This window comes from Burkholderia pseudomultivorans, from assembly GCF_001718415.1.
In the GTDB taxonomy this organism is placed as follows: domain Bacteria; phylum Pseudomonadota; class Gammaproteobacteria; order Burkholderiales; family Burkholderiaceae; genus Burkholderia; species Burkholderia pseudomultivorans_A.
The window spans coordinates 3707305-3721900 of record NZ_CP013378.1; the positions used below are offsets into that span (position 1 = coordinate 3707305).

The window sequence follows — 14596 nt, forward strand, 5'->3', positions numbered from 1 at the left end:
CCGCATGACGGGCCGCATGACGGGCCGCGTTGCGCGGCCCGCTGCTTTTCTCCGGCCGGGCCGCAGCAAGCGCGAACGGGCCGTCAGCCCGGCGTGCCGGGCTCGACGATGTCGCCGCCGAGCAGGTGGACGCCTTCGCGCAGCTTCACGAACGCGGCCGCGACCGCTTCCGGCTCGCCCTTCACGCCAAGATCGATATGGCGGCGCGCATAGATGCCGCCGCGCTCGGCGTCGCCGACGCTCGGCAGGCTGAACACGCGCACGCCGGGGAAATCGCGCTCGATGCGCTCCATCAGCGGCGTGAGCGTCGATTCCGGCAGCTCGAACACGTACAGCGAGCGCTCCGCATGCGGCGTCGCGTAATGCAGGTGCGCGTACTTCGTGTCGAGCACCCATTCGATCATCGGCCACGCCATCACCGGGAAGCCCGGCATGAAGTGGAGATCGCCGACCGAGAAGCCCGGAATCCGGTTGTAGCCGTTCGGGATGATCGTCGCGCCGACCGGGAACACGCCCATGTTGAAGCGGTGCTGGTTTTCCGGCGAATCGAAGTCGACCGGGCGGTCGGGATCGGTATGCGTTTCGCGGATCCGCTCCTCGATCAGCCGCTTCGCTTCCGGATGCAGCTCGAGCGGCACGCCGAGCGCGGCCGCCGCGCACTGGCGCGTGTGGTCGTCCGGCGTCGCGCCGATGCCGCCCGTCGAGAACACGATGTCGCCCGACGCGATCGCGCGCGCCAGCGTCGCCGTGATGCGCGCCGGATCGTCGCCGACGTACTCGGCCCAGTCGAGCGCCAGGCCGCGCGCGCCGAGCAGCTCGATGATCTTCGCCAGATGCTTGTCCTGCCGGCGGCCCGAAAGGATTTCGTCGCCGATGATGATGATGCCGATGCTCATGCCTGCCCCAGGTCGATGGTGGTGGCGCGCGATGCCGCGCGCAGGTCTTCCAGCGCGCGCAGGCAATAGTGCCCGAACCACAGCGCCGAGAAGACGAGGATGAAAGCGTAAACCCAGATCATGGCCGCCGCGACGAACGGGAACAGCACCATCATCCAGATCGACGACACCCAGACGAAGGTCGGCACGGTGCCGAGCAGCCCGGTCGCGATGCCGATGCCGATCAGCGGCCAGCGGTGGCGCCGGATCAGTTCGCGGCGCTCGTCGCGGCTCGCATGCTGCGCGAGCGCGTCGTAGGTCATCACGCGATAGGTGAGCCAGCCCCAGATCACCGGCGGCAGCAGCGCGAAGAACGGCGGGATCAGCCACAGCGGGATCGTGACGATCAGCAGCACGACGCCGACGATCGCCGCCCCCAGCGAATTGAACACGCTGCCGAAGAAGGTGCCGCCGCGCTTCGCCTCCAGCGCGGCGAACTGCCGGTTCGACAGGTGCTTGACGACGACCGGCATCGAGATCGACGCGATCAGCAGCAGCACGGTCAGCACGATCAGCGGGATCGCGAGCGACACGACGACGAACGGCGCGACCACCGCATGCAGCTGCGACATGCCGATCGCGTCGAACGCGCGGTACAGCGCGGCCGTCAGCACGAAGCCGTCGAGCGCGCCGCGCGCGGCGTCGATCAGCGTCTGCCACGAGAACCACAGCAGCGCGCCCCAGAACAGCGCGGAGACGACGAACGGCATCAGGGTGAGCCACAGCATGCGCGGGTGCAGCGCACTCGCGAACGCACGGATGAAGGAGCGCAGCAGGTCGTTCATGCGAGCCTGTCTCGATGAGGAAAAACGGGGAAAGGATAAACCACGCGGCCCGCATGCGCCAAAGCACATGCGGGCCGCGGGGGAAAGCCGTTCAACGGGAAAACGGCCGGATCAGGCCGACGCCGCGCCGCGCTTGGCGGGGAACAGGCGCCGGAAGATCCGCACGAACGCGAGGCCGTGCTGCGCCCAGAAGCCGTCGCCGTAGGATACGCCCTCGATCTGGTCGCGAATGCCGGTCGGCTCGACCGTGCGGTTCCACGACGCGGTGCCGAACATCATGTCCCACCACGGGAACAGCACGCCGAAGTTGCAGCCGTACTTCGTGCCTTCGTGGCCATAGCCGACCGCGTGGTGGCGCCGGTGGAAGGTCGGGCTCACGAACAGGCGCTCGCCGAGCCAGCCGAACGACAGCCGCGCATTCGTATGCTGGATGCTCTGCATGAAGTTCGTGAACGCGGTCAGCACGACGAACTGCGACGGCGTCACGCCGATCACGAGCGCGATCGCCGCGAAGAAGCACGACTGGATCACATCGTCGAGCACGTGGTTGCGGTCGTCGCACCACAGCGACATCTGCCGCTGGCTGTGATGCACCGCATGCAGCTCCCACCAGATGCCGAACTTGTGTTGCCAGCGGTGGTACCAGTAGCCGGCGAAGTCGAGCACGACGAGGTAGATCGCGAACGTGACGAGCGGCTGCGAAGTCACGCCCGGCCACAGATAGTCGAGGTTGACGTTCGCGATGCCGTGCAGCCGCAGCCACGCCTGGAAGTTGTCGAACAGCGGCTGCAGCGCGAAGAAGAAGAACAGCGAGTAGATGCCGAGCTTCGCGATCGCCGTGTAGATCACGTCGACCCGCACCGCCCTGCGGCTGGTCCAGCGCTCGACCGGCACCAGCGCCTCGAGCGGGCGCAGCAGCACGAACATCAGCACCATCTGCAGCGCGCCGACGATCACCCAGTACAGCGCGTCGTAGGTGTCCTCGTCGTAGTCCATCAGGTTGAACTTGAAGAGGAGCGGCTGCACGACGTCGACGTACAGCCAGGTCTGGATGTCCGACACGAACGCATCGATCAGGTGCAGCATGGCCCGCCTCCGTTCGTCACGCGCCGTTCGCCGCGCGCCACGGCGCGCGATCGTAGAAGTAGATGCCGTGCGGCGAGCGGCCGACGGCGATCGTCTGCACCAGCTTGCGCGACGCCAGGTCGATGATCCCGACCTTCTTCGCGAAGCGGAACGTCACCCATAGCGTCTTCTTGTCGGCCGACAGCTCCATGTCGTCCGGGCCCGGCAGCAGGCCGGTGATGTCGCCGACGTTGGTCAGCGTGTTCTCGTCGATGATGCTGATCGTGTTCGCGACGCGGTTGGTCACCGCGACGTGCGTGCCGTCGGCGAGCGAGCGGAAGTTGTGCGCGCCCTTGCCCGTGTAGATCTGCTTGACGACCTTCTGGTTGCGCCAGTCGACCACGGCGACGTAGTCCGCGCCGGTCATCCCGACCAGCAGGTACTTGTCGTCGGGCGTGAGCCACAGGCCGGCCGGCACCTTGCCGACCTTCATCTTCCACTTGACCGTCTGCGTCGGCAGGTCGATCGCCGCGATCTCGCCGGACACCTGCAGCGACACGAGCAGCGTCTTGCTGTCCTTGGTGAACGCGAGGTGGCTCGGCATCACCGCGAGCGGCACGCGCTTCGCGAGATGCAGGTCGCGGCCGTCGTAGCCGTAGATGTCGACGCGGTCGAGGCGCAGGCCGGCCGCCGCGAACCACTTGCGGTCCGGCGAGAAGCCGAGCTGGTACGGGTCGTCGATCCCTTCGACGGTGCGCTGCAGCTTGCCCGTCTTCGGATCGAGGAACATCAGGCTGTTCGAGACCGAATTCGCGACGATCAGCGACGAATTGTCGGGCGTCGCCATCAGGTGATGCGGTTCCTTGCCGGTCGGCATCGTGCCGACGACCTCGCGGGTCTGCTGGTCGATCAGGGAAAGCGTCGCCTCGGCCGAATTGAGGACGATCACGTTATTCGCGTGTGCGGCGGGCGCCAGCACGGCGGCGGCCAGCGCAAGCGTGCGGCCGAGGGAAAGGAAAGTGCGCATGAAGACTCACGTCGAGGAACAACCGTCATTGTAAAACGTTCGGCCGGCCCCGCCGGTTGACGGAGGCCGGCGTTGCGCCACTTCGACGCACGCCGCCGGCGGCATGCGCGGCGCTGGCCGGCCGCCGGCCCAAGCCGGCAGCCGCACGGGCCGGGCAGGCGGTCGCGCGTCAGCGCTGCATCGATTCCCAGACCTTGTACAGGCGCTTGACAGAGACCGGCATCGGCGTGCGCAGTTCCTGCGCGAACAGCGAAATTCGCAGTTCTTCGAGCAGCCAGCGGAATTCGGCAAGGCGCGGGTCGACCACGCCGCCGCGCTGCGACACCGCGCGCTGGTATTGCTGGACGAGCGGCTGCAGCTCGCCGGCCTGCTTCGCGTCGCGCGCCGGATCGGCCTTCAGCTTGTCGATCCGCAGCGCGATGCCCTTCAGGTAGCGCGGGAAATGCGCAAGCTGCGCGTAAGGCGTGTCGATCACGAAGCGCTTGCCGACCAGCGCGCCGAGCTGCTGCTGCAGGTCCGCGTACGCGGACGCGAACGGCTTCGCCTGCGCGAGCTTCTTCGCGAGCCCCGCGTATTCGGCGAGGATCTGCCCGACGAGCCGCGCGATCTCCTGCGCGAGCAGGTTCAGGCGGCTGCGGCCCTCGTCGCGGCGCGCATGGAAGCTCGCGTCGTCGTCGGGCAGCGGGTCCTGCAGGCACGCGCGGTCGAGCGCCGTGTCGATCAGCTGGTCGCGCAGCTCGTCCTGCGTGCCGAGCGACATGTACTGCATCGCCATCTCGCGCAGGCCCGGCAGGTTCTTCTCCAGGTACTTGATCGGCTCCTTCAGCTGCAGCGCGAACAGCCGGCGCAGGCCTGCGCGGTGGATGCGCGCGGCTTCCTCGGGCGAGTCGAACACCTCGACGTCGCAGTGGCTGCCGCGATCGACGAGCGCCGGATAGCCGTACAGCGTCTGGCCGCGCCGGCGGATTTCCAGCAGCTCGGGGAGTTTGCCGAAATTCCACGTCGTCAGGTTCTCGTACAGCGCGGTCGCGCCGGCTTCGGCCGGGACGGCCGTGTGCGGCGCCGCGCCCTTGCCGCCGCTGCCGCCCTTGCCGCTGCGACCGGCGTCGCCGCCCGCGGCGGCCGGCATCGTCGCGGCGCCCGCGTCGGCGTCGCCGCCGGCCGCGATCGTCGATGCCGCCGCGATCTTCTGGAACTGCTGCTGCGCCTGCGCGCCGAGCTCCTGGCGAAGCTGCGCGAGATTGCGCCCCATCGCGAGCTGGCGGCCGTGCTCGTCGATCACCTTGAAGTTCATGAACAGGTGCGCGGGCAGCGTTTCGAGCTTGAAGTCGGCCGTCTTCATCGCGACCTGCGTCTCGCTGCGCACGTCGGCGATCAGCGCCTCGACGAGGCCGCCCGCGCCGAAGCGCTCGCGGCCCGTGCGCTCGACGAAGCCGGCCGCGTATTCGGGCAGCGGCACGCAGTGGCGGCGCAGCTTCTGCGGCAGCGACTTCAGCAGCAGCTGCACCTTTTCCTTCAGCATCCCCGGCACCAGCCACTCGCAGCGGCGCGCGTCGACCTGGTTCAGCGCGAACAGCGGCACCGCGAGCGTCACGCCGTCGCGCGGCGTGCCGGGCTCGAAATGATAGGTCAGCGCCATCTCGACGCCCGCCATCGTCGCGCGCTTCGGGAACAGCTCGGTCGTCACGCCGGCCGCCTCGTGGCGCATCAGGTCGTCGCGCGACAGGTACAGCAGGCGCGGCTTGTCCTCGGACTGGCCGCTTTTCTTCACCTCGTCGCGATACCAGCGCTCGAATGCGGCGCCCGTATGGATGCCGTCCGGAATCGCGTGGTCGTAGAACGCGTAGATCAGCTCGTCGTCGACCAGCACGTCCTGCCGGCGCGACTTGTGCTCGAGCTGCTCGATGTCGGCGAGCAGCTTGCGGTTGTGCGCGAAGAACGGCAGCTTCGTGTCGAACTCGCCTTCGACGAGCGCGCCGCGGATGAACAGCTCGCGCGCCCGCGCCGGATCCTGCCTGCCGAACGCGACGCGCCGCCGGTGATAGATCGGCAGCCCGTACAGCGTCGCGCGCTCGAACGCGCTGACCTGCGCGGGGCGCTTCTCCCAGTGCGGCTCGGACAGCGACTTCTTCAGCAGGTGCGCGCCGATCTTCTCGACCCACTCCGGCTCGATCTTCGCGAGGCAGCGCGCATACAGCCGGCTCGTCTCGACGAGCTCGGCCGCCATCACCCAGCGGCCGGCCTTCTTCGCGAGCGCGGAGCCCGGCCACAGGTAGAACTTGATCCCGCGCGCGCCGAGATAGTGCGGATCGTCGTCGGCCTTCATGCCGAGGTTGCCGAGCAGGCCCGTCAGCAGCGCCAGATGCACCTGCTCGTAGGTCGCGTCGGCTTCGTTGAGGCGCCAGCCGTGCTCGCGCACGACCGTCAGCAGCTGCGAGTGGACGTCGCGCCACTCGCGCAGCCGCAGGTGCGACAGGAAGTTCTGCCGGCACGCGTCGATCAGCTGGCGGTTCGACTTCTTGTGCGCGACCGCTTCCTCGAACCATGCCCAGATCTTCAGCCACTGCAGGAATTCCGAGCGCTCGTCGGCAAAGCGCCGATGCGCCTGGTCGGCCTGCTCCTGCGCTTCGATCGGGCGGTCGCGCGGATCCTGCACGGACAGCGCGCTGGCGATGATCAGCACCTCGCGCAGCGACTGCTGGTCGCGCGCGGCGAGAATCATCCGGCCCACGCGCGGGTCGAGCGGCAGGCGCGCGAGTTCGCGGCCGAGCGGCGTCAGCGCGTTGTCGTCGTCGACCGCGCCGAGCTCGTTGAGCAGCTGGTAGCCGTCCGCGATCGCGCGGCCCGGCGGCGGCTCGAGGAACGGGAAGGTTTCGATCGCCGTCAGGTGCAGCGACTTCATCCGCAGGATCACCGACGCGAGCGACGAGCGCAGGATTTCCGGATCGGTGAAGCGCGGCCGCGCCTGATAGTCGCTTTCCTCGTACAGGCGGATGCAGATGCCGTCGGCCACGCGGCCGCAGCGGCCCGCGCGCTGGTTCGCGGCGGCCTGCGAGATCGACTCGACCTGCAGCTGCTCGACCTTGTTCCGGTACGAATAGCGCTTCACGCGTGCGAGACCCGTGTCGACGACGTAGCGGATCCCCGGCACCGTCAGCGAGGTCTCGGCGACGTTGGTCGCGAGCACGATGCGGCGCGCGTTCGACGCCTTGAACACCTTGTCCTGGTCGGCCGCGGACAGCCGCGCGAACAGCGGCAGGATCTCGGTATGCGGCGGGTGATGCTTGCGCAGCGCCTCCGCGGCTTCGCGGATCTCGCGCTCGCCGGGCAGGAACACGAGCACGTCGCCCGGGCCTTCCCGGCACAGCTCGTCGACCGCGTCGACGATCGCGTCCATCAGGTCGCGCTCGGCCTCGCGCGCGGTTTTCACGCGGTCGCGGCTTGCGGTGCCTTCGGCATGCTTCACCGCCGGCCGATCCTCGGCCACCGGGCGGTAGCGCACCTCGACCGGATACAGCCGCCCGCTCACCTCGATCACGGGCGCGGGGCGCGCGTCGGTGCCGAAATGGCGCGCGAAGCGATCGGCGTCGATCGTCGCGGACGTGACGATCAGCTTCAGGTCCGGCCGCTTCGGCAACACTTCCTTCAGGTAGCCGAGCAGGAAGTCGATGTTCAGGCTGCGCTCGTGCGCCTCGTCGATGATCAGCGTGTCGTACGCCTTCAGCAGCGGATCGGTCTGCGTCTCGGCGAGCAGGATGCCGTCCGTCATCAGCTTCACCGACGCGCCCGGCGCGAGATTGTCGGTGAACCGCACCTTGTAGCCGACCACTTCGCCGAACGGTGTGCCGAGTTCCTCGGCGATCCGGCGGCCGGTCGACGACGCGGCGAGACGGCGCGGCTGCGTATGGCCGATCAGGCCCGTGCCGCCCGCGCCGAGGCCGCGGCCAAGTTCGAGACAGATCTTCGGCAGCTGCGTGGTCTTGCCCGAGCCGGTCTCGCCGCACACGATGACGACCTGATGACCGGCGATCGCGCGCGCGATCTCGTCGCGGCGGGCCGACACCGGCAGGCTTTCGGGAAACGTGATCGGCGGAATCGGGTTCGGGGCGACGGCCGCGCGCGGCGCACGCTCGCGGCGCGGCGCGCGCGCGTCGGGCGCGGCCGGCTGGCGCGGCTCGCCGCGCCGTTCGCCGCCGGGCGACCGGCCTTGCTGCGGCGTCGGCGGCTGGCCCGATGCCTGGCCCGATGCCTGGCCCTTCGCCTGGTCCTTTACCTGGCCCTGCTGCTGGCCCTGCTGCTGGCGCGCGTCGGCCGCACCATCCGGGTGCCGGGCCGACGGCGTCTTGGCCCGCGTCGGCGCGGGACTTTTAGGTACATTCGACATGGGGGCGCATTATAATCCCGCCCATGAATTCCCAAACCGACCTCCCCCCCGCCCAGACCGGCGACACGAACCCGCCGGCCGCCGACGATACGGCCGCCAGCCACGCGCAGTTCGTCGACTGGATGCGCTCCGTCGCGCCCTATATCCACAAGTTCCGCAACAACACGTTCGTCGTGGGGTTCGGTGGCGAGGTGGTGCAGCAGGGGCTGCTGAACGCGCTCGTGTCCGATATCGCGCTGCTGCAGGCGATGGGCATCCAGATCGTGCTGGTGCACGGCTCGCGGCCGCAGGTCGAGGAGCAGTTGAACCTGCACGGTGTCGAATCCGAGTTTTCGCACGGGCTGCGCATCACCGATGCGCGCGCGCTCGAATCGGCGAAGGAAGCGGCCGGCGAAGTGCGCCTCGACATCGAGGCCGCGATCAGCCAGGGCTTGCCGAACTCGCCGATGGCGCACGCGCACATCAGCGTCGTGTCGGGCAACTTCGTGACCGCGCGGCCGGTCGGGATTCTCGACGGGGTCGATTTCGCGCATACGGGCATCGTGCGCAAGATCGATGCCGAATCGATCCGCCATTCGCTCGCGAGCCGCAAGCTCGTGCTGCTGTCGCCGCTCGGTTTCTCGCCGACCGGCGAGGCGTTCAACCTGTCGATGGAAGACGTCGCGTCGGCCGCCGCGATCGCGCTGCGCGCCGACAAGATCGTGTTCCTGACCGAAGGGCCCGGCATCGTCGACGACGAAGGCGCGCTGATTCGCGAAATGTCGCTCGATTCGGCCGCCGACCTGCTCGACTCCGGCGACCTGCAGGGCGACGACGCGTTCTTCCTGAAGCATGCGATCCGCGCCTGCCGCGGCGGCGTCACGCGCGCGCACCTGATTCCGCAATCGCTCGACGGCAGCATGCTGCTCGAACTGTTCCTGCACGACGGCGTCGGCACGATGATCTCGTACGAGAACCTCGAGAGCCTGCGCGAGGCGACGCCGGACGACGTCGGCGGCATCCTGTCGCTGATCGAGCCGCTCGAGATGGACGGCACGCTGGTGCGGCGCGGCCGTCACCAGATCGAACGCGACATCGATCACTTCTCGGTGATCGAGCACGATGGCGTGCTGTTCGGCTGCGCGGCGCTGTATCCGTACCAGCAGGAGAAGATCGGCGAAATGGCGTGCCTGACGGTCGCACCGGAAGCGCAGGGCTCCGGCGACGGCGAGCGCCTGCTCAAGCGCATCGAGCAGCGCGCGCGGGCGCGCGGCCTCACGCACATCTTCGTGCTGACGACGCGCACCGAGCACTGGTTCCTCAAGCGCGGCTTCGTGAAGGCGACCGTCGACGACCTCCCCGAAGACCGCCGCAAACTCTATAACTGGCAGCGCAAGTCGCTCGTGCTGATGAAGCAGCTCTGAGCGCAGGCACGCCTGCCCTTCCCCCAGACCGATTACAGGAGAAGTACACGATGGCTCGAATGATTCAATGCGCGAAGCTCGGCAAGGAAGCCGAAGGCCTCGATTTCCCGCCGCTGCCGGGCGAACTCGGCAAGCGCATTTACGAAAGCGTGTCGAAGGAAGCGTGGCAGGGCTGGCTCAAGCAGCAGACGATGCTGATCAACGAGAACCGCCTGAACATGGCCGATCCGCGCGCGCGCCAGTACCTGATGAAGCAGACCGAGAAATACTTCTTCGGCGAAGGCGCGGACCAGGCGTCCGGCTACGTGCCGCCGACGGAAGGCTGACGCGCGTCGCGCGGCCGGCACACGGCCGGCCTGGCGGTCACGCGAAAACGGCACCGTGCAGTTCGTTCTGCACGGTGCCGTTTTCGTTTCGGGCGGTGCGATCGATCCTGACGCGCCGGCGCGTCCGTGTGGCACGCCGCCCCGGCCGACTCACCCGGCCGGCTTCAGCGCGCCGCGCCCGTCGCCGCTGTCGCCCGTGCCGGCCTGCTCCGGCTCGCCCGCCGCGTGTTCGGCGCCCCACTCGGCCGCGTCGCTGCGCTCGGCCGTCGACAGCTCGTCCGCGCGATGGCCGGTGCGGTTCAGCAGCGCGAGCATGCAGAGCAGCGACACCAGCGCATAGACGCCCGACGCGATCGCGACGCCGACGATGCTGCCGGTCGCGTTGAGGATCGCCTGCGCGAGCACCGGCGTGCCGCCGCCGACGACCAGCGCGCTCAACTGGTACGCAAGCGACAGCCCCGTATAGCGGATGTTCGCCGGGAACACGCGGGCCAGCACGCCCCCCACCGCGCCGTAGAACATCGCCGACGGAATCGTCGAGATGCACATGCCCGCGACAGCCATCCAGTACGACCCCGTGCCGACCGCGTGGAACATCACCGGCATCAGCACGATCTCCGGAATCAGGATCCAGCACATCGCACGGCGCATGTCGACCTTCGACACGAACCACGCGCCGACCGGCTGCATCAGGAACTGCACGACGAGCGACATCGACAGGATGCCGAGGAAGGTGCCCTGCGCGTAGCCGAGCTCCTTGGTCGCCCACGACAGCGCGAACGTGCTGCGGAAGTACGTGACGTTGATCACGGGCAGCGTGCCGGCGGCGAGCAGCACGACCACCCAGTGATCGCGCACGACTTCGCGCAGCGGCAGCTTCACGGTGCGCTTGCGCGCGAGCACGCGCTGCATGTCGACCGACTCCTCGAGCTTCAGCCGGATCACCATCCCGACGATCACGAGCACCGCCGACAGCAGGAACGGAATGCGCCAGCCCCACATCAGGAAATCGGGCGTCGGCATCGCGCTCAGCGCGAAGAACGCGCCCGTCGCGAGCAGGTTGCCGGTCGGCGAGCCCTGCTGCGCGAATGCCGCGTAGAGAATGCTCTTGTGCTTCGGCGCGTTCTCGCTCGCGATCAGCACCGCGCCGCCCCACTCGCCGCCGACCGCGATGCCCTGCAGCACGCGCAGCACGACGAGGCCCGCCGGCGCCCATACGCCGATCTGCGCGTAGGTCGGCAGCAGGCCGATGCCGGTCGTCGCGAGCCCCATCATCACCAGCGTGATGACGAGCGCGGTCTTGCGGCCGACGCGGTCGCCGAGATGGCCGAACACGATGCCGCCGAGCGGTCGCGCCGCGAAGCCGGCCCAGAACGTGACGAACGCGAGCAGCGTCGCGACGCCCGGATCCATCGCGCTCGAAAAGAACACCTTGCCGAACACGAGCGCGGCGGCCGTGCCGTAGATATAGAAGTCGTACCATTCGATCGTCGTGCCGACGAAGGCCGCGAGCGCGGCGCGGCCGGGCTTCGGGGACGAGGCGGGTTGGGTTTGCGGACCGGTCATCGATGTCTCCATGTTCGTTGTCGGCGGCGCGACTGTCGCGCGCCTTGTCCGTTTGGCCGGTAACGCGCCGCCGGCCGGCGGCGGCCCGTCAGCCGGGCGGTTCCTGGTCGGGCGCCGCCTTCAGCACGCCGGCGTCGAGCAGCTGCTGCTGGCGCTCGGGATCGATGCCGAGCCGGTCGAGCACCGCGCGCGTGTCGCGGCCGAGCGCCGGCGGCGGCGAACGGTAGGTCGCCGGCGTGCGCGACAGCTTCACCGGCGATGCGGTGCCGCGGTACGCGCCGAGTTCGACGAACAGGTTGCGATGCAGCGCATGCGGATCGCATGCGACGTCGGCCACCGTACGCACCGGCCCGCACGGCACGCCGGCCGCCATCAGGTCGCGCGCGAGCGGTTCGCACGCATGCGCGGCGAGCCGCGCCTCGAGTTCGGCCTTCAGCTCGGGCCGGTGCGCGCAGCGGCTGCGGTTGTCGACGAAGCGCGGGTCTCCGGCAAGCGCGGGCGCGCCGAGATGCGCGACGAGCCGCGCGAACTGCCGGTCGTTGCCGACCGCGAGAAAGATCGGCGCAGTCGCGGTGCGGTAGCTGTCGTACGGCGCGATGTTCGGATGCGCGTTGCCGCTGCGCTCGGGCACGCGCCCCGAGCCGAAGAAGTTCGGCAGGTGCGGATGCAGCAGCGACACGCCGCAGTCGTACAGCGCGATGTCGATCGACTGCCCGCGCCCGCTCTTGTCGCGCTCCGCGAGCGCCAGCAGGATCCCGGCGAGCGCATTGAGCCCCGTGACCATGTCGACGATCGGCAGGCCGATGCGCGTCGCGTCGCCGTCGCGTTCGCCGTTTACGCTCATCAGCCCCGCCATCGCCTGGATCACCGCGTCGTAACCGGGCAAGCCGCCGAGCGGGCCGTCGTCGCCGAACCCCGTCACCGCGCAGTGGATCAGGCGCGGAAAGCGCGGCTGCAGGTCGCGCGCGTAGTCCATCCCCCAGCGCGCGAGCGTGCCGGGCTTGAAGTTCTCGACGAGCACGTCGGCGTCCTCGAGCAGGCGCCACAGGATCGCGCGCCCTTCGTCGCGCGACAGGTCGAGCGCGAGCCCTTCCTTGTTGCGGTTCACGCCCATGAAGTACCAGGCCGTCTCGCCGACGAACGGCGGCCCCCAGCCGCGCGTCTCGTCGCCGCCCGGCGGCTCGACCTTGATCACCGTCGCACCGTGATCGGCGAGCGCCTGCGTGCAGTACGGGCCGCCGAGCACGCGGCTCAGGTCGACGACCTTCAGGCCGTCCAGCGCACCGCGCGACGCGCTCATCGCGTCACCTCCGGCAGCAGGTCGAGCGCCATGTCGAGCGGCACGGGCGCGCCGCGCAGCAGTGCGCCGATCGCCGCCGATTCGTCGTCGTGCGAGGCCGGCGCGAGCGGATCGACGGGCAGCAGCTTGTAGCGCGCAAGCAGGTGTGCGAGCGCGAGGCGGCGGAAGTCCGGCGCGAGCTGCGCGCCTTCGCACGCCATCAGCACGGCCGCGCTCGCGTAGTACAGCGCGGACGCGGCCTGCCGCACGCACGCGTCGTCGCCCGCCGATGCGACGCGAGCGAGCGCGTCGCACGCCCGCGCCAGGATGCGCCGCAGCGCCGCGCGGCTCGCGTCGGGCAGCGGCGCCGCGCCGAGCCGGTCGCCGAGGAACGCGCGCAGCGCATCGAGCGCCTGCTCGCGCTGCGCGGCGCGCGCGACGTCGAGCGCGACGATGTTGCTGGTGCCCTCCCAGATCGAGCCGAGATGCGCATCGCGCACCAGCCGCGCGTCGCTCCATTCCTCGATATAGCCGGTGCCGCCGCGCACTTCCATCGCGTCGCCCGTCACGCGGCGCGCGTCGCGGCACGCGCGGAACTTGATCAGCGGCGTCAGGATGCGCACGCAGCGCGCGGCCTGAAGGTCGCCCGCGTCGGCCTGCGGCAGCAGCAGCGCGATCTGCATGAACATCGCGCGCGCGGCCTCGGCGGGCAGCAGCATCTTGATCAGCTGGCGCTGCATCAGCGGCATCTCGATCAGCTTGCGGCCGAATGCCTCGCGGTGCGCGGCGACATGCAGCGCCTCGTTCAGCGCGCGCCGCATCAGCCCCGCCGCGCGCACGCCGTTCGACAGCCGCGACATGTTGATCATGTCGGCCATCTGGTGAAAGCCGCGGCCGATCTCGCCGATCAGGTAGGCCTGCGCGCCTTCGAGCGCGATTTCGCCGCTCGCCATCGAACGGCTGCCGAGCTTGTCCTTCAGGCGGATGATCCGGTAGCGGTTGCGCGTGCCGTCCGGCAGCGTCTTCGGCAGCAGGAACAGTGCGAGGCCCTTGATGCCTTCCGGTGCGCCGTCGGGGCGCGCGAGCACCATCGCGAGATCGGCGTCCGCGTTCGAGCAGAACCACTTGTCGCCGTACAGCCGCCACACCGCGTTGCCCTGCGCGTCGGTGTCGCGCGCCGCGCGCGTGGCGATCCGGCCGACGTCGGAGCCGGCCGCCTGCTCGGTCATGAACATCGCGCCCTGGTACAGCGTGTCGAAGTCGCGCGACGCCAGCTTCGGCAGATAGTGCGCGACGAGATCGGGATCGCCGAAGCGGCGCAGCGTGCGCGTCAGCGAATCGGTCATGCTGACCGGGCAGCACAGCCCGAATTCGGCCTGCACGAACAGGAAGGTCAGCGCGTACTTGACGAGCGGCGGCACCGCGTCGGACCGGTGGCTCAGCGCCGCGAGCCCCAGCTCGGAATACGCGACGCGTTCGAGCGCGACATAGGCGGGATCCTTGTCGATGCGCTGCACGGCCTCGCCGCGCCGGTTGCGATGTTCGAGCACGGGCGGATGCTTGTCCGCGCGCGACGCCCATGCGTCGAGCTCGTCCGACACGCGCGCGCCGAGCGCACGCAGCTGCGGTTCGAGTTCGGCGTATTGCGCGTCGCCGAGGTGCAGCTTCAGCAATGCGCCAAGATCGGGATCGGCGGTGAAGAAATTGACGCCCCGGCTGTCGGGGATGTTGGATGCGCCGGCGGCCGGCGGTCGAGCGGTGTCGTTCATGCGTGCGTCTCCGGTGTCGGCCGGCCGCGTGGCTGCTGCCCCGCGCCGGCGCTCTGT

General features: G+C 69.4%; 10 protein-coding genes. 2 read left to right on the plus strand and 8 right to left on the minus strand.

Annotated features, from left to right (window positions below; genetic code table 11):
- Nucleotides 1–83: 83 nt before the first annotated feature.
- The 5 genes from WS57_RS29410 to hrpA all read right to left on the minus strand — a co-directional run bounded on the left by WS57_RS29410 (nucleotide 84) and on the right by hrpA (nucleotide 7875).
- Entirely contained in the window at nucleotides 84–896 is an 813-nt protein-coding gene (locus tag WS57_RS29410; protein WP_009688922.1) for a competence/damage-inducible protein A, read from the minus strand.
- Nucleotides 893–1720, minus strand: coding sequence for an EI24 domain-containing protein (locus WS57_RS29415; RefSeq protein WP_059516813.1), 828 nt, complete (start codon nucleotides 1718–1720; stop codon nucleotides 893–895). The genes WS57_RS29410 and WS57_RS29415 overlap by 4 nt, the downstream gene beginning before the upstream one ends.
- 111 nt (nucleotides 1721–1831) lie before the next feature.
- Nucleotides 1832–2806, minus strand: a complete 975-nt coding sequence (locus WS57_RS29420) for a sterol desaturase family protein (protein WP_009688925.1) — start codon at nucleotides 2804–2806, stop codon at nucleotides 1832–1834.
- A gap of 16 nt (nucleotides 2807–2822) precedes the next feature.
- Nucleotides 2823–3812, minus strand: a complete 990-nt coding sequence (locus WS57_RS29425; protein ID WP_009688926.1) for a beta-propeller fold lactonase family protein — start codon at nucleotides 3810–3812, stop codon at nucleotides 2823–2825.
- Nucleotides 3813–3981: 169 nt separating this feature from the next.
- Complete coding sequence (gene hrpA, locus WS57_RS29430; protein WP_420481043.1) at nucleotides 3982–7875, minus strand: ATP-dependent RNA helicase HrpA; 3894 nt, start codon at nucleotides 7873–7875, stop codon at nucleotides 3982–3984.
- A 344-nt stretch (nucleotides 7876–8219) separates the two neighbouring features.
- Between hrpA and argA the strand changes: the two genes are divergently transcribed.
- Both argA and WS57_RS29440 read left to right on the plus strand, forming a co-directional pair.
- On the plus strand, nucleotides 8220–9599 hold the full coding sequence (argA, locus tag WS57_RS29435; protein ID WP_059516816.1) for an amino-acid N-acetyltransferase: 1380 nt from the start codon (nucleotides 8220–8222) through the stop codon (nucleotides 9597–9599).
- A 50-nt stretch (nucleotides 9600–9649) separates the two neighbouring features.
- Nucleotides 9650–9925: an oxidative damage protection protein gene (locus tag WS57_RS29440; protein ID WP_009692666.1), complete on the plus strand. Its 276-nt coding sequence runs from the start codon at nucleotides 9650–9652 to the stop codon at nucleotides 9923–9925.
- 150 nt (nucleotides 9926–10075) lie between these two features.
- Here the strand turns inward: WS57_RS29440 and WS57_RS29445 are convergent, their stop codons facing one another.
- From WS57_RS29445 to WS57_RS29455, 3 genes are all read right to left on the minus strand, one after another.
- Entirely contained in the window at nucleotides 10076–11491 is a 1416-nt protein-coding gene (locus WS57_RS29445; RefSeq protein WP_059516823.1) for an MFS transporter, read from the minus strand.
- An 88-nt stretch (nucleotides 11492–11579) separates the two neighbouring features.
- Nucleotides 11580–12791, minus strand: a complete 1212-nt coding sequence (locus WS57_RS29450) for a CaiB/BaiF CoA transferase family protein (RefSeq protein ID WP_059481317.1) — start codon at nucleotides 12789–12791, stop codon at nucleotides 11580–11582.
- Complete coding sequence (locus tag WS57_RS29455) at nucleotides 12788–14539, minus strand: acyl-CoA dehydrogenase family protein (RefSeq protein ID WP_059516818.1); 1752 nt, start codon at nucleotides 14537–14539, stop codon at nucleotides 12788–12790. The genes WS57_RS29450 and WS57_RS29455 overlap by 4 nt, the downstream gene beginning before the upstream one ends.
- Nucleotides 14540–14596: the final 57 nt, after the last annotated feature.